Source organism: Acidisoma sp. PAMC 29798, from assembly GCF_030252425.1.
GTDB classification, from domain to species: domain Bacteria; phylum Pseudomonadota; class Alphaproteobacteria; order Acetobacterales; family Acetobacteraceae; genus Acidisoma; species Acidisoma cladoniae.
This window is the reverse complement of record NZ_CP126994.1, coordinates 394,543-420,240: the sequence shown is the minus strand read 5'-3', so window position 1 is coordinate 420,240 and position 25,698 is coordinate 394,543. Positions and strand designations below refer to the sequence as shown.

25 protein-coding genes are annotated in these 25,698 nt (G+C 58.7%); 20 read left to right on the top strand and 5 right to left on the bottom strand.

Annotation, left to right across the window (positions count from 1 at the left end; genetic code table 11):
- Positions 1-38: 38 nt before the first annotated feature.
- From QP803_RS02035 to QP803_RS01965, 15 genes are all read left to right on the top strand, one after another.
- Entirely contained in the window at positions 39-956 is a 918-nt protein-coding gene (locus QP803_RS02035) for a ribokinase (protein WP_284946015.1), read from the top strand.
- Positions 953-1,912: a sugar-binding transcriptional regulator gene (locus QP803_RS02030; RefSeq protein ID WP_284946014.1), complete on the top strand. Its 960-nt coding sequence runs from the start codon at positions 953-955 to the stop codon at positions 1,910-1,912. Before QP803_RS02035 ends, QP803_RS02030 begins: the two co-directional genes overlap by 4 nt.
- Positions 1,913-1,954: 42 nt before the next feature.
- Positions 1,955-2,395, top strand: a complete 441-nt coding sequence (locus tag QP803_RS02025) for a GlcG/HbpS family heme-binding protein (protein WP_284946013.1) — start codon at positions 1,955-1,957, stop codon at positions 2,393-2,395.
- A gap of 644 nt (positions 2,396-3,039) precedes the next feature.
- Positions 3,040-3,873, top strand: a complete 834-nt coding sequence (locus QP803_RS02020; RefSeq protein ID WP_284946012.1) for an IclR family transcriptional regulator — start codon at positions 3,040-3,042, stop codon at positions 3,871-3,873.
- Positions 3,870-4,757 carry a 2-hydroxy-3-oxopropionate reductase gene (locus QP803_RS02015; protein ID WP_284946011.1) on the top strand — a complete coding sequence of 296 codons (888 nt, stop codon included), beginning with the start codon at positions 3,870-3,872 and terminating at the stop codon, positions 4,755-4,757. Before QP803_RS02020 ends, QP803_RS02015 begins: the two co-directional genes overlap by 4 nt.
- A complete protein-coding gene (locus QP803_RS02010; protein WP_284946010.1) occupies positions 4,757-5,746 on the top strand; it encodes a 2-hydroxyacid dehydrogenase in 990 nt (329 codons plus the stop codon). Before QP803_RS02015 ends, QP803_RS02010 begins: the two co-directional genes overlap by 1 nt.
- A 207-nt stretch (positions 5,747-5,953) precedes the next feature.
- Entirely contained in the window at positions 5,954-7,039 is a 1,086-nt protein-coding gene (locus tag QP803_RS02005; RefSeq protein WP_284946009.1) for an ABC transporter substrate-binding protein, read from the top strand.
- A gap of 87 nt (positions 7,040-7,126) precedes the next feature.
- Positions 7,127-8,614, top strand: coding sequence for a sugar ABC transporter ATP-binding protein (locus tag QP803_RS02000; protein ID WP_284946008.1), 1,488 nt, complete (start codon positions 7,127-7,129; stop codon positions 8,612-8,614).
- A gap of 9 nt (positions 8,615-8,623) precedes the next feature.
- Positions 8,624-9,625 carry an ABC transporter permease gene (locus tag QP803_RS01995; protein WP_284946007.1) on the top strand — a complete coding sequence of 334 codons (1,002 nt, stop codon included), beginning with the start codon at positions 8,624-8,626 and terminating at the stop codon, positions 9,623-9,625.
- 54 nt (positions 9,626-9,679) lie between these two features.
- Positions 9,680-10,747, top strand: a complete 1,068-nt coding sequence (locus QP803_RS01990) for an aldo/keto reductase (RefSeq protein ID WP_284946006.1) — start codon at positions 9,680-9,682, stop codon at positions 10,745-10,747.
- Positions 10,748-10,797: 50 nt separating this feature from the next.
- Positions 10,798-11,202 carry a GlcG/HbpS family heme-binding protein gene (locus QP803_RS01985; protein WP_284946005.1) on the top strand — a complete coding sequence of 135 codons (405 nt, stop codon included), beginning with the start codon at positions 10,798-10,800 and terminating at the stop codon, positions 11,200-11,202.
- 17 nt (positions 11,203-11,219) lie between these two features.
- A complete protein-coding gene (gene hyi / locus QP803_RS01980; protein ID WP_284946004.1) occupies positions 11,220-12,005 on the top strand; it encodes a hydroxypyruvate isomerase in 786 nt (261 codons plus the stop codon).
- A 99-nt stretch (positions 12,006-12,104) separates the two neighbouring features.
- Positions 12,105-13,043: an ABC transporter substrate-binding protein gene (locus QP803_RS01975; protein ID WP_284946003.1), complete on the top strand. Its 939-nt coding sequence runs from the start codon at positions 12,105-12,107 to the stop codon at positions 13,041-13,043.
- 73 nt (positions 13,044-13,116) lie between these two features.
- Positions 13,117-14,172 carry an aldo/keto reductase gene (locus QP803_RS01970; RefSeq protein ID WP_284946002.1) on the top strand — a complete coding sequence of 352 codons (1,056 nt, stop codon included), beginning with the start codon at positions 13,117-13,119 and terminating at the stop codon, positions 14,170-14,172.
- A gap of 96 nt (positions 14,173-14,268) precedes the next feature.
- A complete protein-coding gene (locus QP803_RS01965) occupies positions 14,269-14,937 on the top strand; it encodes a GDSL-type esterase/lipase family protein (protein WP_284946001.1) in 669 nt (222 codons plus the stop codon).
- A 512-nt stretch (positions 14,938-15,449) separates the two neighbouring features.
- Here QP803_RS01965 and QP803_RS01960 read toward each other — a convergent pair.
- Positions 15,450-16,037 (bottom strand): TetR/AcrR family transcriptional regulator, encoded by a 588-nt coding sequence (locus QP803_RS01960; RefSeq protein ID WP_284946000.1) that lies wholly within the window; start codon positions 16,035-16,037, stop codon positions 15,450-15,452.
- A 143-nt stretch (positions 16,038-16,180) separates the two neighbouring features.
- Between QP803_RS01960 and QP803_RS01955 the strand changes: the two genes are divergently transcribed.
- Positions 16,181-17,167 carry a hypothetical protein gene (locus tag QP803_RS01955; protein ID WP_284945999.1) on the top strand — a complete coding sequence of 329 codons (987 nt, stop codon included), beginning with the start codon at positions 16,181-16,183 and terminating at the stop codon, positions 17,165-17,167.
- A 107-nt stretch (positions 17,168-17,274) separates the two neighbouring features.
- The gene (locus tag QP803_RS01950; RefSeq protein ID WP_284945998.1) at positions 17,275-18,402 is read left to right on the top strand and encodes a sterol desaturase family protein; all 1,128 of its coding nucleotides are present in this window, start codon (positions 17,275-17,277) and stop codon (positions 18,400-18,402) included.
- 216 nt (positions 18,403-18,618) lie between these two features.
- Here QP803_RS01950 and QP803_RS01945 read toward each other — a convergent pair whose 3' ends face one another.
- From QP803_RS01945 to QP803_RS01930, 4 genes are all read right to left on the bottom strand, one after another.
- Positions 18,619-19,581 (bottom strand): hypothetical protein, encoded by a 963-nt coding sequence (locus QP803_RS01945; RefSeq protein ID WP_284945997.1) that lies wholly within the window; start codon positions 19,579-19,581, stop codon positions 18,619-18,621.
- A 122-nt stretch (positions 19,582-19,703) separates the two neighbouring features.
- Positions 19,704-20,303 (bottom strand): TerD family protein, encoded by a 600-nt coding sequence (locus QP803_RS01940; RefSeq protein ID WP_284945996.1) that lies wholly within the window; start codon positions 20,301-20,303, stop codon positions 19,704-19,706.
- Positions 20,304-20,381: 78 nt separating this feature from the next.
- Positions 20,382-21,080 (bottom strand): VWA domain-containing protein, encoded by a 699-nt coding sequence (locus tag QP803_RS01935; RefSeq protein WP_284945995.1) that lies wholly within the window; start codon positions 21,078-21,080, stop codon positions 20,382-20,384.
- Positions 21,081-21,105: 25 nt separating this feature from the next.
- The gene (locus QP803_RS01930; RefSeq protein WP_284945994.1) at positions 21,106-22,182 is read right to left on the bottom strand and encodes a toxic anion resistance protein; all 1,077 of its coding nucleotides are present in this window, start codon (positions 22,180-22,182) and stop codon (positions 21,106-21,108) included.
- Positions 22,183-22,789: 607 nt separating this feature from the next.
- Here QP803_RS01930 and QP803_RS01925 point away from each other — a divergent pair.
- From QP803_RS01925 to QP803_RS01915, 3 genes are all read left to right on the top strand, one after another.
- A complete protein-coding gene (locus QP803_RS01925; protein WP_284945993.1) occupies positions 22,790-23,914 on the top strand; it encodes a tetratricopeptide repeat protein in 1,125 nt (374 codons plus the stop codon).
- A gap of 67 nt (positions 23,915-23,981) precedes the next feature.
- Positions 23,982-24,593, top strand: a complete 612-nt coding sequence (locus tag QP803_RS01920) for a hypothetical protein (protein ID WP_284945992.1) — start codon at positions 23,982-23,984, stop codon at positions 24,591-24,593.
- Positions 24,572-25,690, top strand: coding sequence for a tetratricopeptide repeat protein (locus tag QP803_RS01915; protein WP_284945991.1), 1,119 nt, complete (start codon positions 24,572-24,574; stop codon positions 25,688-25,690). Before QP803_RS01920 ends, QP803_RS01915 begins: the two co-directional genes overlap by 22 nt.
- Positions 25,691-25,698 lie beyond the last annotated feature (8 nt).

The following is a 25,698-nucleotide window of genomic DNA, read 5'->3' as shown; positions in this document are numbered from 1 at the left end:
CGGTCATCGCACCTCACTTCTATCCGGAACCTTTGTTGATGATCGTTGTATTTGGCTCTGTTGGCGTCGATATCGTCACCAACGTGGCACGCATCCCACGTCCGGGCGAGACGATGGCCTGCGACGGCTATGTCGTCGTGCCGGGAACCAAGGGCGCCAATCAGGCGGTCGCGGCGGCGCGGGCGGGGTCTGCGGTCACGCATGTCGCGACCTGTGGTGACGACGCCTTCGGACATGTCGCCGTCTCGATCATGAAGGAGAGCGGGGTCGATCTGTCGCATCTCGCGATCATCCCCAAGCCCACCGGTGTCTGCTTGATTGTGGTTGATGCCCAGGCCGAAAACACCGTCGTGGCCGCTGCCGGCGCCAATTTGGAAACGCGACTCGCCCAACTGAGCGACTGTCCCTTCGGTGCCGGCGATACAGTGATCCTGCAACGCGAAATTCCGGACCGCGATACCTACGCCGCCGTGGCCCTGGCCAAGGCGCGCGGCGCCCGCGTCGTCTTCAACGTCGCCCCCGCGGGACCCGTTCCCGCCGAGGTGCTGCGTGACGTTGATGTTTTGATTGTCAACGAACATGAGCTGCACGCTGTGGCGGAGGCTGTCGGCATCGACGGCGGGGATCCCAAGATCGCGTCATGCCAACTCAGCGCCCGGTTCGGCTGCGCGACGATCGTGACCTTGGGGCCGCTTGGCGCCCTCAGCTGGCAGGACGGGACCTTCGCCGCCATTCCCGCGCCGGCGGTCATACCGCGCGACACCACAGCGGCTGGGGATAGCTTTACCGGCGCCTTCGCCGCGGCTCTCGACCAGGGCATGGATTTCGTGACGGCAGTCACGCGCGGCGTGATCTCGGGTTCGATTTCTTGCACCCGCGCAGGTGCCCAGCCGAGCATCCCGACAAAGGCCGAAATCGATGCGTTTTCGCCTTCGGCGAGCCGGATGACAGCATGAGCGAGGCCGATCTCGTCACCGAAATTGCGGCGCTCTATTATCTGCAGCACATGACGCAGGAGGAATTGTCAAAGCGATACAACACGTCTCGCTCGACGATTTCGCGCCTCATAAAACAGGCTCATGACATCGGTGTCGTCGAAATCAACGTTCGCGCGAGCCCGAATGTCGCGCGCGACCTCGAAGGAGAATTTTGTCGCCGCTTTGGCATCGCCCGTCTATTTTGCGCGGTCGATCGTCCTGATCCCGATATGCAGCGGGCGGATGTGGCGTCCCTCGTCGCCAATTATCTCGATAAGACGCTGCTCGACAATTCCGTCGTCGCTGTCGGGATGGGTCGCAATGTCAGTGCCATCAGCAGCGCCTTTGGTACACCGACGCCGCGCAATGTCCTGTTCGCGTCGGCGATCGGCGGTTCGATCCATGGTGGCGAGATCGTCAACCCAGATCACATTGCCCGACGTCTCGCGGCGCGCTTCGGCGGCCGGAGCGAGACGCTTTATGCGCCGGCGATCGTCGCCGACAAGGCGCAGCGCGCCGCGCTCCTGTTGAACGAGACCGTCAAGCAGACGCTGGATCGCGCACGACAGGCAAGCTTCGCGCTGATCGGCGTCGGTGATCTCACCGAGGACAGCAACATGATTCGCATGGGCTGGTTGACACCGCACGAAGTCGCCAAGGCGCGGGCCACAGGCACCATCGGCGATATGATGGGCAATGACTTCATCGACATCCAGGGCCGGCCGTCGAGCACGATCGTTCAAGGCCGCGTGATCGGGCTGACCATTGCGGAGCTGCATCCCATCCAGGATGTCATCGTCATCGCCAGCGAAAACACCAAGAGCGGCATCATCCTGGCGGCCCTCCGTACCGGCGTCATCAATACGCTGGCGACCAGCCTGTCGAATGCGCGTGCCGTCATCGATCTCGATGATTCGACATCCGAGAGAAGATGAACGTGCGATTGGGTCCGTACGGCAACAAGTGGAATTTCCGCCATGACTAAAACGGTATCGTCATCGACGATGATGCATTACGGAGCGCCAATTTCCTTGGAATCCGCCAAGACGATCATGGCGGCGGCGGAGACGGAGGCAGACCGGGAGGGTTGGCCCCTGGTAATTGCCATCGTTGATTCCGGCTGCAATCTCGTCATGCTGCACCGTATGAACCAAGCCCAGCTCGGCAGCATCATGATAGCCCAGCAGAAGGCGGAGACCGCCGTCCGCTTTCGCCGACCCACCAGCGTTTTCCAACAGCTTCTCGATGAAGGAACGGCGCATCTGCGGACCCTCGCGATGCCCAATGGTCTGCCGCTGGAAGGCGGCATCCCCATTGTGGTCGAAGGTGTGATCGTGGGTGGAATTGGCGTTTCCGGGGTGCGCTCGGCTCAAGACAGTCAAGTGGCGCGCGCCGGACTCGCGGCTTTGACCGGCTAACGTCGATCAGCAGGGTCTGTTGCACATGGCCAAGCGGGCGCCAGGCCAGGCTTGCCTACGAACGATACGATCGTCGATCGTGCAAGCCCGAGATCGTGCGTACCTGGAACTCCGCGCGCTTCGAGCCACCGCATCCCACCCTCCAATCTCGCAGGGCTAGAGAGTCAGATCAACGCTACCTCCGCGCTTTAATCTCCGCGGCCTGCCAGAAGGAACGCCGCCCCGAGATTTTGCGCTGCACAAGAAGCCAGATGACGACAGCAAGGCTTTCAGTGAACGCTTACAAGTCTTGACACTCGGTTAGGACACGCGCAGCCTCGATGAACTACGGAACCAAAGTTCCAAGTAATGAACAACGACAAGAACACCTCACGTTTGACGCTCTCTTCTCTCGGGAACGTGTAACGGTCCTGGAGCGACGCAAGCGATTCTGGCCATGGCCTCACTGCCAGTTAGCAGCAGTGTGGCGGGCCAAGCGCTAAGTTCCTCATCTTATCTTCAACGGGTCTGACCGCGACGCGTGTGTTGCGCTGCACCGGAAGTCACTTGACGACAGCGATACTTTTCGTGTGAACGCAAGAGGATTGACAGTCGCATTAGATACGAGCAGCGTAGCTCAAATAAGGGAACTAGAGTTCCAAGTAATGAACAACGACGGACAAACCTCCGCTCTAAAAGTTCCTGCTCTCGGAAAGGGAGTAGCGATTATGGAAGCGATCGCGCGCGAACCTGGCCTTGGTTTTACTGGCATTCAGGAACGGCTCGGCATGCCAAAAAGCTCAACCCATCACCTCATCTCCACGATGTGCGAACTTGGCCTGATTAAGCGGAGGTCGTTGGGCGGCTACAGTTTAGGACTCAAGCTGTTCGAGCTTGCCGGTATTGCAAACGAGAACAATGATCTGCAGCGGGAAGCGCTGCCGCTCCTTCACGATTTTGCTCAACGGGTCCAACTCACATGTCATCTGGGTGTGTTGGAGCAGAGCGAGGCGGTCTATCTTGCACGTGTCGAGGGTGCACGCGACATCGTCGTCAAATCTCATGTCGGCCAACGATTCCCTGTCAATTGCAGCGCTCTCGGCAAAAGCCTGATCGCGTGGCTGGCGCCTGAGCGACTCGATATCGTGATCGCGAACCTCACGTTCGAAAAGCGGATGCCGAAGACGGCGATGAACGCGACGGACTTTCGTGCTCAACTCACCGATGTTCGGAAGCGCGGCTGGGCGCTCGATGATGAGGAACAGGCACCGAACTGCCGCTGCATTGCAGCACCGATCCGTGATCGCGACGGCGTCGTTGTCGCCGCAATCAGCGCGGTTGGCACGCTAGAGCAAGTCGAAGATCGACGCTTCGAGATCCTTGCAGCGCAAGTGATTGTCGCGGCGAGCGCCATTTCGGAATCTGTCTACAGCACAGCCGCACAAGCAACTGCGCCGCCGAAATTGCGCGTGGCCAAAAGCAGGAGGAAGGTTCGTTGAACATCGGATTTATCGGCTTGGGCGTCATGGGACGCCCGATGGCGGAACACCTGATCAAGGCAGGCCATCGGGTTGCTCTCGCAAGCCGCTCAGGCGTCCCGGCGGGCATGATCGACGGGGACGTGATCACATGCGCGAGCGCGGCCGAAGCGGCCAAGGACGCTGACATCATCATCACGATGGTGCCCGATACCAGCGACGTCGAAACTGTTCTGTTCGGCGCAGCGGGTGTCTCTGAAGCGGCAAGGCCTGGCTCCGTCGTCATCGATATGAGTTCCATCTCTCCACTGGCGAGCAAGCAATTCGCGGCACGCCTCGGTGAGCGTGGCATCGGGTGCCTCGACGCGCCGGTATCGGGCGGCGAAGTCGGTGCAAAAGCGGCCTCGCTGACCATCATGGTCGGCGGTCCGGAAGACCTGTTCGAGCGTGTGAAGCCTATCCTCGGATTGATGGGACGGAACATCAACCGGGTCGGCGAGCACGGCGCGGGCCAAACGACGAAAGTCGCCAACCAGATCATCGTCGCGCTTACAATCCAGGCGGTGTCTGAGGCCTTGGTGTTCGCCTCACGCGCAGGCGCTGACCCGGCGCGCGTGCGTGAGGCCCTGCTCGGCGGCTTCGCCAACTCCCGCGTACTCGAGGTTCATGGCGAACGCATGATCAAGCGCAATTTCACGCCCGGCTTTCGCGTTGAATTACACCAGAAGGATCTCAATATCGCCCTTGAGAATGCGCGATCACTCGGCGTCTCGCTCCCCGCGACCGCTCTGGCCCGATCACTTTTTAGCGCGTGCGAGGCTCATGGCGGCGGCCGCGACGACCACTCGTCCCTGGTACGCGCGCTCGAGCTGCTCGCCAACCATGAGATCGGACAACCTATCTGATGAGACAAAAAATCTACGTCACGCGCGAGATACCGCGTACGACAATTGAAGCCCTTCAGGCGGAGCATGACGTCACAGTCAACTCTGAGGATCGCGCGCTCTCGCCCGACGAGCTTCGCCGCAATGTTGCAGGCTGTGCCGCCATCGTATCCTTGTTGACGGACCGCATCGACGGCGCCCTTCTCGATGCAGCGGGCCCGAATTGCCGCATTGTCGCGAACTACGCCGTCGGCACGAACAATTTTGACGTGGCTAGTGCCACAGACCGCGGCATTGCGCTGACCAACACGCCCGGCGTGCTCGACGACGCGACCGCGACTCATACCATCGCCCTAATGTTAGCGATGGCGCGCCGCATTCCTGAAGCCGAGCGTTTCCTGCGCGAGGGACGTTGGGACGGGTGGAAGCCCATGTTCTTCATCGGCGCAGACGTCGATCGTAAGATACTCGGCATCGCCGGAGCCGGCCGGATCGGGCGTAACGTGGCCCGCAAGGCGCGTGCGTTCGACATGAAGATCATCTACAGCGACGTCGCGCGTAATCGCGACATCGAAGACGAGACTGGCGCAGAGTTCGTCAACAAGGACGACCTCATATCGCGATCAGACTTCCTGACGCTGCATATGCCGCTTTTGCCGGAGACGCGGCACTACATCAGCGCCCATGAACTCGGCCGGATGAAGCCGACCGCCATCCTGATCAATGCGAGCCGTGGACCGATCGTCGACGAGAAGGCCCTTGTCGAGGCCTTGCGCGCACATCGCATCTGGGGCGCCGCGCTCGACGTCTTCGAGGATGAACCCGCGCTCGCCCCAGGCCTCACGGACCTGCCCAACCTGGTGATCGTGCCGCATATCGCCTCCGCAACGGAAGAGACGAGACTGCAGATGGGTGCGATCGTCTCGCGCAACGTGCTGGCTGTGCTGTCAGGGCGGGCGCCCGACGCATGCATCAACTGGGAGGCAGTGGCACCTCGCTTTACAGAGTAATTGCGACACGAGATCGTGCTCATTTCTGTGCCGAATCGCCCCGCAGGAATGTAGACGGTTGATGACACCACTAGTTAAACTGTGTAACGTTCTGACAACGAGCGGGACGGGCATGTCAGACCCGATCACTCGGGAAGACGAAGCATTCGAAAACATTGCCGCCGGAAAAATCGAGCGGTAATAGGCAAAAAACAAAGGGATCGAAACATGCTGAGCCGGCGCAACGTTAATCTAGCACTCCTTTCTGCGGTCGCGATGAGCGGCCTGTCTTCGGTGGCGAGGGCGGCCAATGTGCCGACGATCGGCGTGATCGTGCCGACGTTGGATTCGGAGTTCTGGAACAGGTATATCGCGTTCACCAAGACGGGTGCCGAACAGCTTGGCGCCAATCTCATCGTCCTGAACGCCGACAACAAGCCAGACAATATGCTCCAGTTCACCCAGGACCTCATCTCTCGCCATGTCGATGGCATCATCTCGGTGGGGTACTGGTCCTCTGCCCCCGCCACCATCAGATTCGCCCAACGCGCGAATATTCCCGTCGTCATCACCGACAGCTATCCGGAATTCGCCCCGCTGAGCGACAAACACGAAAACTACATCGCCTTCGTTGGACCGAGCGACAAAGATGCCGGTTATCACATGGGCAAGGCGTTGCTTGCCGGCCTCACACCAGGCGCGGACGGCAAGAAGGTGATCGGCGTCGTTAACGGCACGCCCGGCACGTCCGTCGCCATTGATCGCCGCAAGGGCCTCGCTCAAGCGATCGCGGAAGAGGGCGCCGACAAAGTCACAATCGCCGGTGAGGTCGAGGGCAATTTCGTCCGCGATCAGGCACAGTCGGCGTTCGAAGCCCTCTACCAGGGCCATCCAGAAATCAAAGGGGTGTTTGCGTCGAATGATCCGATGGCGATGGGCGTGATCGCGGCATTGGAGCGCACAGGCAAAGTGCCCGGCAAGGATGTTCTCGTCGTCGGCATGGACCTCAATGGCTCCAACGTCATTGCCATGAAGGGCGGCAAGCAGCTTTTCGACATTGGTGGCCATTGGCTACAGGGCGGCATCGGATTGTTGATCATGTATGATTACCTGCATGGTTTTAAGCTCCCTGCCGACCAATCTAACTTCAAGCTTAAGCTGCTGCCGATGACGCAACCTGATGTCGTTCGCTTCGATAAAGACTTTCCGGGTGGCCAGCCGAACTTTGATTTCAAGGCGCACTCCAAGGTCTACAATAAGGACGCACCGGCTGCGGACACGATCGGCGCCGCCGTCCTCCGATACTCCAACTGATGCGGTGATAAGACCGGCTCACATCGGAGGTGGCGTCTTCGACGTCACCTCCCGCTTTCCCGATCACCTCATAAGAGGTTAGGCACAATGACGCTCGTGGCGAGCGGCTTGAACAAGCGGTTTGGACCAACCATTGCCGCCCGCGATATTTCGATCACGCTCCGCACTGGCACGGTTCATGCCATCGTCGGTGAAAACGGTGCAGGCAAATCCACGACTCTGCGGATGCTGGCCGGCGTCATACGTCCCGACAGTGGTGAGATGACGTTGGACGGCACACCCTACGCGCCGCAATCCGGCTTCGAGGCCACGCATAGAGGTGTGGCGCTGGTTCATCAGGAAATCACCATCAATCGCTCGTTGAACGTGTCGGAAAACATCTTTATCGGCGATCTGCGTCTCCATGCGGGGCCTCTTGGTGTGTTGAAGCGAAAGCAGATCGCTGCGGCAGCCCAGGCATCCCTTGACCGGATTGGTGTGAAGATCTCCGTCACCGCCAACATCGAACGATTGAACCTTGGCGAGTTGAAATGCATCGAGATCGCACGTGCGATCTGTACCAATCCGAAGACTCTCCTGCTCGACGAGTCGACGGCCTATCTTGACCACAGAGAAGTGGACGCCGTTCTCCATGTCATGCATGAGCTGAAGTCCCAGGGCATGACGATCGGTTTTGTGTCGCATCACCTCAGCGAGGTCCTTGCCGCGGCCGATGATTTGACGATTCTTAAGGACGGCCAATTTGTTGGTTCCTATCGTGCGACAGGCATCGAGGCGAACGAAATTCATCGTCTAATGGTCGGCCGCGATGTCCTGCAAGGCATCTATCCGCAACGTGCGCCACCGCGTGCCACCGCCGCCGCCCCCGCGCTCCGTGTCAAAAAGGTTGCTGTCGGCCGAGAACTGAACGACATCAGCCTCGAAGTCCGACATGGCGAAATCCTTGGACTGGCGGGGCTGAAAGGTGCGGGTGCAGAGGCGCTGTTTGCCGGGATCGTGGGTGACGAGCCGTTGCGTCACGGCGATCTGCAACTCGAAGGTGAGGACTATCACCCGAGCAATCCCCGTGCGGCTTGGAAACACGGCATCGCCCATCTGCCAGGAGATCGCGGCAATGAAGGGTTGATCGCGTCCTTCAGCGTCCTCGACAATCTCGTCATGGCGCGGCCGCCGACGTTCGGCCCATTTTTTGCGCAGGCCCGGGCGCGCGCGATGTCAAATGATTTGATCAAGCTGATCGGCATTCGCACATCGAGTGCAGCGGCGCCCTGTCGTTCGCTGTCGGGCGGGAATATGCAGAAGGTCGTGCTGGGAAAATGCCTCGCCGTTGTCCCCGGGCTTCTCCTGCTGAATAACCCGACACGTGGCGTCGATGTCGGCGCCAGAGAAGAAATCTATCGCCTTATCCGCCAGAAAGCGTCCGAGGGTCTCGCCATTCTTCTCTCGTCTGAAGACATGCCGGAACTCATCGGCATGTCGGACCGTCTCGTGGTTCTTCGGCAGGGCGTGATGGTCCGCGAGTTCGACTCGCTGGACAACGTCGAAGAGCACGACATCGTGCAATATATGACTTGAGGCAGGATGATGAACGACGCAATCACGACCAACGCTCGCGACGCGACTGCCCCACCGCCCGAAGGTGGATTGAAAATTGTTCAGATTGACCGGTTGCGTCGCGGTTTCCCCATCATCTTCCTGGTGATCCTCGTCATCGTCTTCACCATCATGACGCGGCGTTTCCTGTCGATCGATAATCTTTCCACCGTTCTTGAACAGAGCACCGTGCTGCTTGTGGCCTCACTGGGCGCAACCTTCGTCATCATGGCGGGGTCGATCGATATTTCGGTGGGCGCAATCGTCGCCGTTGCGGCGCTGGTCGCGGCACTGACGGCCGACACACTCGGCGCCTGGGCGATCATCCCGGCAGTCGCAATCGGTGCGATGTGCGGATGCCTCAATGGTCTGCTGCTTGCAGTTGGCAAGGTGCCATCCTTCATTGCGACATTGGGAACCATGGTGGTCTTCCGTGGCCTCGTTCTCTACGTCACCCACGGCGCACCGGTGGAGATCGACAACGACGGATTCCTCAACACCTATTCCAGCGTCAGCTACGGCATTCCGCACACGGTCATGATCGGGCTGGCGCTCGCGGTTGTGGCCTGGGTCATCCTCAAATACACCGTCTTCGGTCGCGAGGTTCTGGCAATCGGCGGCGGCGAGCGTGTCGCGATCCTCACCGGGATCTCCGTCACCCGCGTCAAGATTCTGATGTATGTGCTGCTCGGCGCTATGTGCGGCATGGCCGGCATGCTGCAGGGCGCACGCACCATGGCCGCAACGTCCCAACTCGGTCTCGGTCTTGAACTCGATGTCATCGCTTCCGTTGTGGTCGGCGGCACGCCATTGACGGGCGGCTACGGCAGCATCATCAGCACCATTCTAGGGGTTTTGATCATCACGCTCCTCTCGAACGGCATGAATATGGCGGGAGTCGATCCTTACCTGCAGAACATCATCAAGGGTGTCGTGCTGATCACAGCAGTGTTCATCAATATCGATCGCAAAAAAATCGGTGTCATTAAGTAGCGGCGATCGTTGCACACGACCGACGCTCCAGCAGGTTAGAAGGAACTCACGCGGATGGAATATCGTCAACTTGGCCGGTCCGGCCTCAAAGTCTCCGCCCTTACCCTCGGCACAATGACGTTTGGCGGCAAGGGTAAGTTTGCCTATGTCGGTAATACTGACCAAGCCGGGGCCACACGCATGGTCGACATCGCGCTCGACGCCGGGGTCAATCTGCTCGACACCTCGGACCAATACTCCTTGGGAACCTGCGAGGAGATGGTGGGTGAGGCGATTAGAGGCAAACGGGGGGATGTGCTGCTGGCGACCAAGGCGCGCTTTCCAATGGGGTCAGGTCCGAACGATACCGGACTTTCTCGCCACCATCTCGTTCGTGCCTGCGACGCCAGCCTGAAGCGACTCGGGGTCGATCACATCGATCTGTATCAGCTCCACGAGTGGGATGGCCTGACACCGGTCGAGGAGACGATGGCGGCGCTGGACTCCCTCGTCACGTCGGGAAAGGTCCGTTACATCGGCGCGTCGAATTTCACCGGCTGGCAGCTCATGAAAGCGCTGGGGGCCGCCGATCGGGCTGGCAGTGCACGCTTCATCAGCCAGCAGATCCATTACACCCTGGAAGCGCGCGAAGCCGAATACGAGTTGGTTCCCGTTTCGCTGGACCAAGGCCTCGGCATCCTGGTCTGGAGCCCGCTCGGCGGCGGCCTGCTATCGGGCCACTATCGTCGGGGCCAGGCCGGTCCCGCAGACGGACGCGACTTTGCCGGATGGAAAGAACCACCGATCCGCGACGAAGCCCGGCTTTATGACATCATCGAACGACTGGTCGAGATCGGTGAGGTGCACAGCGTGTCCGCGGCTGAGGTTGCCTTGGCCTGGCTGCTGCACCGGCCGGCGGTGGCGTCCGTCGTGATCGGCGCGAACACGGAGGAGCAGCTTCGCACCAACCTCCAGGCAGCGGATCTGAGTCTCACGAGCGACGACATGGAGCGGCTGAACGCCGTCAGCAAGTTGCCCCTGCTCTACCCATACTGGCACCAGGCCCTGACGGCCAATGATCGGCTTGGCGCAGTGGATCTTGCACTGCTGGAGCAATATCTGCCGACGACCAACGCCTTCTAAGGCAGAGTGGCTCTGACGTGGGTCCGAAAACATCAAAGGTTCCAGTTCCCATGAAACTCGATCGCGTGGCCGCTCACCACCTTTTAGAAACTGTTGTGACGCAGGCGCATACATTGGGGCGTCCTGTCTGCGTCTCGGTGACCGACGAGCGCGGCGCGCTTTTGGCGTTCACGCGCATGGATGGGGCGCCGATCCGAAGTGTCAAATTGTCGGAAGCCAAGGCCTATAGCGCCGCCAGGCTCGGCGTATCGACCGCCGCTTTTCACGCGCGCTTGGAGCGGGAAGGTATACCCGCGGCGTATTTCGCAGATCCGACGCTGACGGGCCTGCCCGGCGGCGCCGTCATTTGCAGCGAGAGTGGTGCAACCATTGGCGCCATCGGTATTAGCGGTCTCGCGCCCTCTGAGGACCAAGAGATTGCCGACGCCGCTGCTGCTGCCTACAGCGCTTCATAGGAGGCCCTGGGGAATCGATGCCGAAATTTGCCGCGAATCTGACGATGCTGTTCACGGAGTTGCCGTTTCTGGCGCGCTTTCAAGCTGCGGCCGCGGCAGGGTTTGATGCGGTCGAGTTCTTGTTTCCTTATGATTTCGAGAAAGAAGTGGTCGCCGACACGGCGCGCGGCGCCGGCGTGCGGGTGATCCTGCACAACCTGCCGTGCGGCGACTGGAATGCCGGCGAGCGCGGGATCGCCTGCTTGCCCGACCGGATCGAAGAGTTTCGGTCGGGCGTCGCAAAGGCCATCGACTATGCGACCGCCCTGGGTTGTCCGACATTGAACTGCCTCGCCGGTCTCACCGTCGAAGGCGTTGATCCTGCCAGACAACGTGCGGTTCTTGTCGACAATCTGCGCTTTGCTGCGGCGGCGCTGGCAGATGCAGATCTCCGCCTGGTGCTGGAGCCGGTGAACGATATCGACGTTCCCCGCTTCTACCTGCCCACCACGCGAATGGCGCTCGGGATCATGGACGAGGTTGGCGCCACAAACCTTCGTTTGCAGTACGACCTCTATCATCAGCAACGCATGGCGGGTGAACTCGCCACAACGCTCGAAACACAGTTTGCGCGCATCGGTCATATCCAACTCGCCGATAACCCCGGCCGTCACGAGCCGGGCACGGGCGAGATCAATTATCCCTACCTGTTCAACCGCATCGACGCGCTTGGCTACACGGGTTGGATCGGTTGTGAATACAAGCCAGCGACCACGACGATTGCGGGTCTTGGTTGGCTCGCGCCATATCTTGGTGCCACCTAGTCCATGTGCGGACAGCACACATTTTGAGGACAACTGTGCCAGCCGAAGCCCGATAATCGGTATGTGCAGTCAACTTAATCATCGGGGGAAACGAAAAAAATGATCAAGAAACTCCTGCTTGCCGGCGTTGCCTTAACTTTCTGTGGCAATCTCGCCTATGCCAAGGATCTCAAGTTGATTGGCATATCCGGCGCCTCTATGGGCAACCCGTTCTTCGTGGCTTTGGCGAAGGGTGCCACCTTTGAGGCCAAGAAAATCAATCCTGCCGTACAGGTCACCACCGTCGCTTACGACTATGACCTGGGCAGGCAATTTACTGAAATCGACAACTTTATCGCGGCCGGCGTCGATATGATCTTGTTGAGTGCGGGTGATCCAAAGGCGATCAAGACCGCGATCAAAAAAGCTGAGGCGGCAGGCATTACCGTTGTTGCCGTTGACGCGCGCGCCGAGGGGGCGGACGTGACGGTGACGACGGATAACGTCCAGGCCGGCGAGGTCTCATGTCAATACCTCGTCGACAGGATGGGGCACAAAGGTAATGTCATCATCGAAAGCGGTCCATCGGTCTCTGTGGTGTTTGACCGTGTGAAGGGCTGCGAGAGCGTTCTGGCGAAGTATCCAGATATCAAGATCTTGTCGTCCGGCGAGAATGGCAACGGATCGCGCGACGTTGGCTTCTCCGTGGCGCAGTCGTTACTGACGCGGTTTCCCCAGGTTGATGGCCTGTTTGCCATCAACGATCCGGAGGCCATCGGTGCCGCCTTGGCCGCCAAGCAGCTGGGCCGTACAAACTTTCCAATTACGGGAATCGACGGCTCGCCAGATATGGAGAATGCGCTCGAAGATCCCGCAATGGCGCAGATCGTAGGAACCGCCACTCAGGATCCTTTTCTGATGGCGCGGATTGCGGTACATCTGGGCGACGAAATGATGAATGGCCATAAGGTGGATAAGCCGCTAACGCTGCTTCCATCGGTCCTGGTCACGCGCGACACCGTGAAGACTTACAAGGGCTGGAATTCACCCAGCCATTAGGCACACCGCGCCTTCGGCTATGCCCAAAGGCGGGGTCGCGATGCGGCCCGGCCAACATTGAGAAGGAATGGCGATGGAATATCGGCAACTCGGACGCTCCGGCCTTAAGGTGTCCGCCCTCACCCTTGGCACCATGACGTTTGGCGGCAAGGGGCGGTTCGCCTTTGTCGGTAAGACCAATGCGGCAGACGCCAGCCGTATGGTCGATATTGCGCTTGATGCCGGGGTCAATCTCCTGGACACCTCAGATGTCTACTCAACAGGAGCGTCTGAGGAAATCCTGGGCCAAGCGGTCAAGGGCAAACGCGATAACGTCCTGATCGCGTCCAAGGCACGCTTTCCGATGGGTGCCGGGCCGAATGATGCCGGTCTCTCCCGTTACCATCTGATCCGTGCGTGTGAAGCCAGTCTTCGGCGCCTCGATGTGGATCATATCGACCTCTACCAAGTCCATGAATGGGACGGACTGACGCCCGTCGAAGAGACGATGCAGGCGCTGGAGTCGTTGGTGGCGTCGGGCAAAGTGCGCTACATCGGTGTCTCGAACTTCTGCGGTTGGCAGCTCATGAAAGCCCTTGGCGCGGCAGACCGCGCCGGAACCGCCCGCTTCGTCAGCCAGCAGATTCACTACACGCTGGAGGCACGCGAGGCAGAATATGAGTTGGTGCCGATCTCACTCGATCAGGGGCTCGGCATTCTGGTCTGGAGTCCCCTTGCTGGCGGGTTGCTGTCGGGAAAGTATCGTCGTGGCGAGACGGCAGCCGAGGGCGGTCGTGATTTCGCGGGCTGGCAGGAGCCGCCCATCCGCGATGAGTCGCGACTTTACGATATCATCGAGTTGCTCGTGCAGATCGGGGAAGAACACGGCACCTCAGCGGCCGAAATTGCCTTGGCCTGGCTATTGCGTCGTCCGGCGGTGTCGTCTGTGGTGATCGGTGCCACGACTGAGGCACAGCTGCGAACCAATCTGAAATCAGTCGAACTAAATCTGACCGATGACGACATGGAACGGTTGAATGCCGCCAGCAAGCTTCCGCTGCTCTATCCCTATTGGCATCAGGCCCTGACCGCGAGCGACAGGCTCGGCGCGGTTGATCTGTCGCTGCTCGCGCAGTATTTGCCTGTCTGAAGCCGCCGTATCGGTCACTTCGCTTCACGCGACATAGTGAGAACCTTGCCATGGAATGCGTCCCTGGCGAGGTTCGTTGCAATAGAAGGTGCAGCCATGCTCCGTATCATCTGCTACGGCGACAGCAATACATGGGGCTGCGGTCCCACACTTCAGCCGCCCGCGCCACGCCATCCGCCCGAAAGCCGTTGGCCTCGCGTCTTGGGCGCTGAATTGGGGCCGGACTGTGACATCATTGAAGAGGGGCTGAACGCCCGAACCACGGATACTGCCGATCCGATGCAGCCGGCGATTACCGGAGCCGGGGTGGATGGAGCGGCCTATTTGCCGGCTTGCCTCGCCAGCCACCTGCCACTCGACTTTGTGGTGATCATGCTTGGGACAAATGACCTGAAGGCGCATTTCGCCCGCTCACCCTTGCGAATCGCACTGGGTGCCGGGCGATTGATCGATATTGCGCAACAGATCGGCGGTGGCATCGGCACGCCGTATGTCAGCCCCAGGGTGCTGCTCATCTGCCCTCCGCCCCTGGCTAAGATGGCCTTCTTCGCCGACGAGTTTGCTGGCGGGCTGGAGAAGTCCAGGGCGCTGCCGGCGGCGTATGCGGACGTGGCCAAGGCAGCCGGCGCCTTGTTCCTCGACGCTGGCACTGTCATTGCCACGGATGGCCCGGACGGCCTGCATCTGTCCGCCACAGCGCAGATTGCCTTGGGAAAGGCGGTGGCGGCGACTCTGCGCAACCATGCGCCTGATCCGATGGCCTGAGCAGCCGGTGGGTCGTTAAATATCGGGCTATAGTAGAAGCAAGAAATAAGGCGGTGCGGGACTTCCTAGCACCGTCGATCGCGCGGAATAACGCGATAATAAACACACTTGAAGCTAGCAAGGCCAGTCGTTGTCTCGATGCCATGGGTCATGACCTCTGCCACGCAGCGCCCGCACAACAATCGCAAGTGACGTATCCTTGCCCAACCGGACCAGGGCCAGGCGAGGCTCAGGTTGGTGAAGGCCAAGGGGGCGAGCCTATGTGTAGAGGGCTGTGATGAAACCGGCGTCACAGTGCGAAACGGGGTCAGGTTTGGAGGTTTCCTCACGTTTTTCATTCGGGTCCTCCCAGTTGCTCAAGCACTGGTTGAGCAGGTTGTCGTAGGTGACCAAGAAGGGGTTGAGCGAGATCGGCCACCATCGTCGCACCAACACCCATCAAGCGCAGGATCGCGCTTGAGCCCACGCTACTCTCGACACGCACTGACTAAACCCTTTGAGCTTCATGACCCCTAGCCACGGAGATCACTGCCGCGTGCTATCGCTGCCACGACCTTCCGCAGTTGAACGCGCAGTATGTCAGGGGGTGTCATTGTCTTGCCGCCCAACCCCAATTCCACCACCCCATGGACCGCAGAAAAGACAGTGCGGGCAAATTGCGCGCACGCCGCCTTGTCTAGCTCTGGCTGCAGCACGTGAATCGGCGCCTCGATATGTGTAAAGGCCGCCGCAAGACGCGCGGCATACCAATCCGGCATCGCGCGTGCACCCGCCATGCGATGCTGGAATAGGGCATTCCAGCGGCCCCGATGGTTTGTTGCATAGTCCAAATACCGTGAGGCGAGGCTTTCCATCTGCGCCTCTGGTGTCGGGGCCCCTTGCGCGGCCAAGGTCATTGCGGCGTCGATGGCGTCGAGCGTGCGGCCATTCACCGCGAGGATGAGTTCATCGAGGTCGGGGAATACGGTGTAGATCGCACCGACCGAGCACCCTGCCGCATCCGCTAAGGCCCTTGCCCGCAGATCCTGCACGCCGATGGTGGAGATGGCAGACTCGGCCAGATCCGTCAGCCGTGCTGCCAGATCGCTCCGACGGACCAACGTGGCAGGCCGACGTGAACGGTGTTCATTTTTATCTTGAACGATGTTCATGTATCCGCTAATCACAATATGTGAACGCCGTTCATACATACACTCCGGCGATGTTTCAATGGTCGATAAACCTCGAGCCGAAGGAGACGACGATGAAGGTAGTCCTGGATCTGTCCAGATTGTTGGATGAAGGCACCATCACACGAGGCGAACATGATCGTCTGGCGGTGCTTGGCCGCCATGACACCGGCCTGGTGCTGGTGAACGTCTTGGTGGGCTTCGGCGTCATCGCCGTCGGGCTCGGCACCGTCGCGCTGGTACCTTCCGCACTGGTTGGCGCCATCATCGGCGGGATCCTGATGGCGACTGGCGTCACCCTCAAACTATCCGGCCCGCCTCACTTGGCCATTCTGTCTACCATCTGCATTCTGATCGCCTCCCTATTGCTGGGCGCCGGCCTTGTTCTGCTCAGCCAAGGCGTAGCGACCGTCGGCGACGTCGGCGACGCCCATATTCTGATGCCGCTCGCCCTCGCCTTCGGGCTGGTCGCCGTCTTGTTCGGGGGATGTGCTGCCCTGGCGCGCAGCGGGTTGCTGGCGGGCCTCGCGACGTTGCTGCTATTCGCCGCACTGGGTGGAAGCAGCTACTACGACGCCGCGACCTATGGGCTTCAGGTGACGGAGCCCTTCGCCACCGTGGTGCTGTTCAGCGCCCTGGCCTTGGTGGCGCATGTGCTGTCGCGCGGCCTGGCACCGCAGTGGGAGCGTCTTGCCACGATCGTTGCCCGCGTCGCCCTGTTCCTGGCCAATCTCGGCTTCTGGGTCGGCTCGCTCTGGGGCGATGACCTGGGCTGGCTGGTTCACGGTCCTCTATTCACGATTTCGGCGCATGAATTCGCGGTGGCCTGGGCGCTCCTGCTGGTTGCCACCGGGCTGTGGGCAGGCCGCACCGACCGACGCTGGGTACTGAACCTGGTGGCCGTGTTCGGTGGCATCCACTTCTATACCCAGTGGTTCGAGTGGGTGGGTGCCACGCCCGGCAGCCTGCTGCTTGGCGGCCTAGTCCTGTTGACGTGCGCGATCCTGATGTGGCGGCTCAATCACGGCCCGGATGTGACGCCAGCGCAACATGCCGCTTAGGTCTTCAAGTCTTCCTTCCGGCCAGATGAGGCGATATCGTTGAATGTCGCGCGTCTGGTCACGTATCGCCGCTCGCGCCATGTGATGCCGACTGAGGAGGATTTTCGTTGAGACTTGATGAGAAGGATCGCCCCTTGCGGATGGGCGATGGTCGCATCAGCGGCTATCTCTCGATCGCCCTGGGAGCGTTGAGCTTGCTCTCCGTAATCTGCTTCCTGTTTCCCGACTATCTGACGACACCCGCGCTGCGGGCAGGCTACGACTTGCCATTGATGCGAAAACTCTTGGCGGCCGGAATGGTGTTCTCGGCAGCATTCGGGGGCCTGACCTTCATATTGAACCGACAGAAAAGGCTTGGGGCACTGGGAATCGTGCTCACGTCAGTGGCAATGTACCTCGGTGGCAGCTCGGTACAGGTCGGGCCGCGATATGACGTTCCTGGTTACATCGGCCTCGACTGGTTCATTCTGGACTTGCTGGCCTCGGCCACGACGTTCATTGCGCTCGAAAAGATCGTACCGCACAAGCGATATCAGCCCATTCTACGTCGAGACTTCTGGCATGACGGCCGTTACTTTATCTTCAACCACCTGGCCATCGGTATCTTCCTCTTTATCAGCGTTCGCATGGTGCCGTCGCTGTTTTCGTGGACAATCAATGCGGATTTGCAAGTCTGGTTCAGATCACTGCCGGGAATCGTGCAGTTCATAGCGGTTCTCGTGACGGCCGACCTTATGGAATACGCCACGCATCGGGCCATGCACGAAGTGCCGGTGTTATGGCGGTTCCATGCAATACATCACAGCGTAGAACGAATGGACTGGATGGCCGGGTCGCGGCTGCATTTTCTAGAGCCATTGGTCACGCGGACGGCTGTCATGCTTCCAGCCTTTATACTTGGCGCCAGCGATACACCCCTGCTCTGCTACATCGTCTGGGCAGGGTTTCAGGCCGGATTGGTCCACTCAAACTTCGGCCTTGAGTTCGGGCCTTTCAAATACCTAGTGGCTACGCCGCTGTTCCATCATTGGCACCATGGTAGCGACAAGGACGCGATCGACATCAATTATGCCGCTCATCTGCCGATAATCGATCGTATGTTTGGCACGTACCACATGCCGAGCGACCGCTGGCCGGAGCATTACGGCGTGGCCGGTGATCCATTGCCGAAAGGGATGTGGCGGCAATTCCTCTATCCATTCCAGCGAAAGACGCCGGTGCCACCCGCCGTTTAGCGATTCGGATGGCCGTGGTGGATCGTTGAAATGGATACGAAAGATATCTAGGGAGAGGCATCTCCTAGCCGGACGGTCTCGAGAGTACTTTGCGTAACGACGCATCTCTTGATTTTCGAGACGTGAATAGTTTCCAAGCGCGTCGATGATGATGGCGCGCGGGGGTGCGGGCTGGGAGGGGGCGTTCGTTGGCCCATAAATAAAGATTGCTTCGTTTTAGAGGCTCGCCCTGAAGCCTAGGGCTGGGAGTGTGACCGTCTTCACCTCGTCGCAGCGCATCACCCAGTCCTGGGCGCTCTTCTCTACCATTGTCACCTGCGTGAGAGCCATCTGGACTTCCTGAAGAGACACGTTGAAGAGGCTGGCCTTCCGCACGACAAGAGCTCCGATATCTGCGTGATCCGTCATATCGGAGAGGATGGCCATCGTGGCAACCTCGACGACCAACGAGTCTTTGATGCGGATCATCTCCTGCCGCAGTTCGTCCACAACTCGGAGCTTGATCCGCAAAGCCTCCTTTATGGCTGTCAGATGGACGTTCGCCGCTACCGGGTCGAAGGGCTTCATCGACTTTTCAATGAAACCCAGAAGCGTCACCGTATGTTTCGTGGAATCGGCTCGGGCTACAATGTCCTGGATCTGCTCGGAGGCTCTGACCTCAGCAACAGCACGCGTCGCGGCGGCAATCCTATCCACGAGGCCAGCCGCCCGCGTCAGCGTATTGCTCCCATGGGACGACAACGAATCAAACGATAGCGGCACTAGGTCATTGAGGGAGTTTCGAATGAGGAAGCCCGACATCTTCATGATTTCTGGGAACTTCTCCTGCCCGCGCTTCATGGCCGGAGCAATGCTCGGATGCTCCTCCACCACGAAGATCTCGCTTGGAGCCGTGATCTGGCTTGTCGACGCTGGAGGCCCCTCACGGTTGAGTCGCGCCTCAGGCAGATCAGGAAGGTCAAGGATGCTCGCGTGACTCGAAAGGACCTTTGGCGCCGCTGGTGCGTCAGGAAGATCCAGGGCAGCGACGGCTGTATCGACCTGTGGGGCAGCCTCTGAAAAACGGGGCTGTTCAGCCGGCGCGTCGTCATGGAGGTCCAGAGGCATGACTGTGGACGCCAGACGCTTTGCCTGGCTCGGCTCGTCATCATCGCCAAAAAGCGGACTAGCCGGAACCATGCTTATCCCTACACCCTTTCCTCGAGACGAAGAATGCCCTCACACGACGAGTGTGAGGGCATTCGAAATCCTGCAAAGGCTCGCCGACGCCAGGGGGGACTGTCCCTGCCCCAGCGCGTCCTCTACTCGTCGGAACCGACCTCGAGGCCGTAGGCGACAACGAACGACGCCCAGCCCTTGCTATAACCCTTTCCGACCGTTTCGAAGTGCCAGTCATTGCCTTTACGGACAAAGGAGCCCATTTGCACTGCGGTGCTGTTGCCGTCGTCCTCGGTTAGCTTGAAGTCGGCGATGGACTCGCCGGTGTCGCCGTCGGAGATCGTCACGCGGGCATGGTTGACATGTCCGAAATCCTGTCGGCGATCAGCGGCTTCGTAAATTTCTGCGATGACCGACAGCTCATCGATACCATCATTCTTGGTGCTGAGCTTGTCGAGGTTCAGGAACATGATATCGGTTCCACCCTTGTAGTTGTCAGGGTTGTGCATCACGGACCCGGTCGGGTCTGCTCGGTTGCCGTAGAAGATGAAGTTCTCGTCGCGCGCACATATGGGTTTGCCCCCAACGTGATTTAGCAGGAACCCGCCGACATTGAGCTCGAATTGGTCGCTCCGGCTGCGCGCTGCCGTATTGACATCCCAATCCAATTCAATCTTCCAGTTGGTGACGTGTCCTGCCTGTTTCGAGAGATTGATGCCCTCGTTCTTTTTCAAATTAATCAATGCAGTGCTCCAAAAGATCTAAACAGTTCGTGGGAAGATGCGCGTTAGTCGAGCCGCCTCGTCGCCAATGGGGCCTGGCTATCGCTCTGGATGCAGCTTCAGCCAGTTAACGAGCTTCGGGCTGACGATCTTTTCGTAGAGCTCGTCGTCGCTGACCCGGAGATTGTTCAGATTGACGAACTCGCAGTCCGATTCGCCGCTCTCCATCTGGCGCAGGAACCGGAACGAGTGTCCCGCGCCAATGCCGACCAGACAGAAGAAGACCGGATAGTCGGTGGCCCGCTCAAACGCCTCGCGTGCCTCCCCATGGTCGGAATTTTCTCCATCCGTGAAGAGAAAGCATAGGGCCGGAAGATGGTCGGCCTTCTTCTTCTTGTGAAAAAGGCTCAACAAGCCGTGGTGCTTGCCGAAATAGTGGTTTTGCATCTCATGGACGACGCCCGCGTAGCAGGTACCTCCCCACTTCCGAATTTCCTTTTCGTTCAGAACTTGATCTTCGATGTAAGTCGTGAAGTTGCCGGGTGTCGCCGGAGCGGGCAGCTGTGCGTGCTGATCGTCGAAAACGAAGTTGTCGAGTTTCTGCGTCGGATCGAACGCCATGGCGAGGCCGAGGACGTGATTCAGGGCCTCCTGCATCTCACCGTCGTAGTACATGCCTCTCGCTGAACCCGAGATGTCCCAGGCTGCACCGACACGCAAAATAGGAGGATTGCTAATACCCTTCTTCTTGAGATTAATGCCGACTTTCTCGGCCTTCTTGTGAAGGTCAATCGCCACTGGATAATTTCCTTAGACCGTTTTTTTAGCGAGCCACTAACGTGAGCATGTCCTGCTCGATGGTCTGCCGCTTGGCTGCATCCTCGATGCGGTGCAGGCGGCCGGCTTCCTCAATGTCGCGAACCTTTCCAGCCGTCTCATTGAGGATCGTCTGACATTCTGCAATGGTATCGACGCTCACTGTCGACCTCTGCTGCATCGTGGCGATAGCCACCGTGTTGTCGGCCGTCAGCTGAGCGTTCGACCGCAAGGCGGCATCCAGAGTACTGCTGAGCATATTGTCGACATCGATGGATTTCTTCTGCTCCATGGCTAGTAGTTGCTGCTCGAGAAGCGACTTCAAGGCCGGGATAACGTTGACCTTGACGCGTTCAAACTGGTCGAGGATAGCCCGTGAATTGTCGCTGGTCATCTGGAGCTTTATGGCATTTTGCTTCGCGAGGAGCATCGCGTTCTGGGCGTCTGCGATGGCCACCTGGAGGCGCTGGTTTAGGTGCTGAAGGGCGGAGACATGGGCTGCTGCCATACCATCATTTGGATCTACAGGCAGCGCCAGGGCGGCGGTCACCGAAGCCAGCCACTGATTGAACTGGACGACAGATGCCTTCCTGGTCGCATGGTATGCGAGGTTTTCCTGTTGCATAGCGGCAATGTCTTTGATGCGCTGCTCGTGAAGGATAACCTTTTGGTCGAGTTCGGCGACGATGCCGTCAACCTGCTGCTTCACGGTCTGGAGATGGGCTAGCAGTTGCTCGCGCTCGCCCCGGAAGGCGCCCAACGCCTTTTGAAAGAGGCCGTGCTTAGCCGCCTTGGGGTCGAAGCCCTTGGATACCGAAACCAACTGCGTCATCTTGACGCTCATGTCGCCGAGGTCGGATGTCGAATACTGAGCCAGAAGCCGATCTGTGATAGAAGCGTTTACCGTGCTGCCGCTATGGGCCAGCTTGCTGATATCGTCATCGCTGGGGATCGGTCCACTATCCGCAGCCGAAGGGGATGCGTCAGGGAGGGACGAGGGGGCGGATGTTGACGCAGCCTTTGGCAACGCCTGAGAGTCGTCGCTAAACAGCGCCGCGACTCGAAAAGTTTCATCGTTCGTCACATAGGCCTCCGCATTTAGTAGGCTTCTTCGAGCCATGCATCTTATTTTAGATGCGGCTCCGAAGTCATGTCAATTTCTACAGCGTATCTTCACGACGTTCTAATTCCTAGGTGCTCTACTAGAGCGGCACTGGCGTGTAGTTTTGGGCAGTGAGGACATGGTGTCAAAAAACGGTCTCTACGCTTCTCGCGGCGGCTTTCAGCGCAGTGTTGGGTTTGCCGAAAGCCTGCTCGCTCGGGTTCAGGTGGGCGATTACTGGCAGAAACACAGGCGCTCACCGGTGTTGCAGATTGCCTGACGAGCGGCCTTGCTCTTATGGCTGCCCAGGCTGTCGGCGATCGGTGCCCTTGTCATTGGGCGTGATCTCTATCAATCAAACGGGTGTTCCAGAGGATAAGCGATCATCTACTACGGGGGAGCCATGAACTACAAATATTGTCTCGGAAGCCTCACGCGGTGAATGACTTTGATTGCCGATTAGTTCTGTCGCGGCTTAACAAACCTTGCTCCGGAGCGGTTGACGTTTCTACGCGGCCACCATTTTATAGGAACGATCCGATTGTATTTCCTTTGCAGTCTATACCGACGCCAACGGCAGGAGATCACTATGACTATCCGCCTTCGCTTTGCGGCAGCCGCCTGCGGTTGTGCTCTCATAACGATCACGGGATGCCAATTGCCACCGCAGACAGGATCGTCCAGCGCAAAAACGAACACGCCGACCCTGTCCGCAAAAGACCTCGCCGCCTTACAGGTCGCGGCCCAATCCGGAGACCCGGAGGCAGAACACCAACTCGGGCGGTATTATTTCTCAGCTAAGGATTACACCGATGCTCACGCCTGGTTTGTCAAAGCCGCGCAACAGGGGAATGTGAAGTCTGAAAGAGACGTGGGGGATGATTATTATTACGGAACGGGCGTCACGAAGGATTTAGCGACATCAGTTGTTTGGTATAAGAAAGCCGCGGATGCCGGAGATTCGAAGGGGCTGTACTCTCTGGGTTACGCCTATTACAAGGGCGAAGGTGAGGCGAGAGACTACGGGAAAGCTGCATACTGGTGGCAGAAAGCCGTAGATCAAGGCAACCTGGACGCCGGCTACAACCTCGCCTTTATGTATAATAACGGACAGGGCGTAGCGCGGAACAACATGAAAGCCGTTGCCTTGTATGAGAAGTCCGCCGCCAACGGCGACCCGATGGCACAAACCAACCTTGCGATAATGTACGAGAACGGACAGGGCGTGAAGCAGGATTATGCGCAGGCCGCAGCTTTGCTCACTCAGGCTGCCAATCAAGGTGATGCCAATGCGCAAAATAATCTCGGGCTATTGTACGAGCATGGTCAAGGTGTCGCGCAAAGCCTACCTACAGCCATTGCTTGGTACGAGAAAGCGGCCGCGCAGGGGAATGTCGCTGCACAAAGCAACTTGAAAACCCTTGCCGGTCCAAGCCAAGCTCCTTCCCAACCCGCTTATTACCCAAACAATCCTGCACCGTCGTCCGATCAGAACCAACAGGATGATAGCGATGCGCAGCAACAGCAGATACAGCAGGAACAGTACCAGCAACAGCAGGAACAGCAGCAGAGGCAGCAACAGGAATGGTGGGACCAGCAGAATGCGGCTGCCGCCGCGCAGCAGCAACAACAGGAGGAGCAATACCAACAGCAACAAGAGCAACAGCAGCAGGAACAGGAACAGGACGAGCAGCAGCAGCAACAAGGTGAATGATCCTTAGCCCCGCTAAGGCTGATCTGCGAGCGGCCTCCCTTGGGCCGCCGCGAAGGAGGAGGCTAGTATGGATTTGAAACGTAGAAACTTCATGATTGCGGGCGGCATCAGTCTGGGCGCGGCGCTTGTTGTCACTATGCGGGAGTGTGGGGCGAATACCATCCCAACATTGACCTTCATGAACAAGAGTTACGTCCTGCGGACTGTCGAAGCGGGCGATACAGCTTTTGTATTCTTGTTACCGAATCAGCCAGATTCTGACGCAGGGACGGAAAGTTTCTCGGTCATATCGTACAAGGACGTGTCCAGCTACGATCAGCTTCATGCCAAGAAGGATCTTGTCGCCGCAAGCTTCAAGAAACCAGGAAGCGTTGTATTTACCGACAAAGACGCTCCACCCAGCGCCGACTTTCGTGGCGAATGCTTCCTCGTCGCCGGACAAGGCGCGCCTTCCTCGACCGACATCAATTTCTCACGTTTTGTTCTGGCGAATCAGACCGGCTTTTGCCTTCTATACACAAAATCATTCTACGACCATGCGGGAGAGTCCAAGGACTCCGCAACGATCGCTGGCGCCTGGATCAACAGCGTCGGTAGCGACGTTTCCAACGCACTCATTGGTTTCAGTATAACGCTCAATCAGAGCATTCTTAAAGAATGGGCGGCGAGCGTCCCGTGACGTTATATTCAAAGCGATGGATAGGTCTTTTCTGCTTAATTTCTTTCGCTGTTGTCGGCGCTGGTTGTGCGGCAGCACAAACGCCGCTGACAGAGCCAAAGCCGGCCGACTCTTTAAACCAGTGCGAGAACAATCCCGATGTCGACATTGCCATTTTAGGCTGTCAGGCAATCATTCAGGATCGATCTCAATCGCCACAGAATCGTGCTGCCGCCTACGCTTCTATGGGATTTTCTTCTTTAGACGACCAGCACTACGACCAAGCTGCGGAATACTTCAATAAAGCCCTGACCTTCGATCCTAACTCTGATGACGCCTACCGAGGCCGATCCGACGTCGAGTTCAGCATCGGCCAGTATGACACGGCGGTTGCGGATGCGAAGAAAACAATCAGACTAAATCCCAACTCTCATCCCGATTCATATCTCCTGCTTGGTACGCTGGCCGACCGGAACGGCGACCATGATGCCCGGATCGCCTATATGACGAAAGCAATTGAGATTCTACCGACGTATGCCGAGGCCTATGCCGGTCGCGGCCACGGTTATATGGATGAGAAGAAATACGATCTGGCCTTGGCCGATTTCAACAAGGCCATCTCTCTAAAACCGAGCCTAGCTGCGGTCCTCAGGCAGAGTTTTGTCGTCATCTACATCGAGCGTGCCAGTGACTCCATGAACATCGGACACTATCAGACAGGGATGGACGATCTTACCAAGGCGCTTCAGCTGGATCCACATAATGCAAGAGCTTTGGGCGACCTAGGGGATGCTTACAACGTCACCATGCAGTATGATAAAGCAGTTGTCATCTCGACCCAGGATATTGCCATCAATCCAGACTACGCCTTCGCCTATACAAACCGAGGAGTCGCCTATCTTCATACTGGCAAATACGCTCTTGCCCTTGCGGATCTCAACAAGGCCATTCAGCTCGGCGACCGCACGTATATTTCGTATTTTGTACGGGGTGAAATATACCAAAATGAGTCCAACAAGGCCGCGGCATTAGCAGATTTTCGGGAATCACTTGTCTTGGCGCCCGCAGATGCCCCGCGCCGCGACAATATTCAGAAGGCCATCGATGGAGTGCAGTAGGGAGGGCG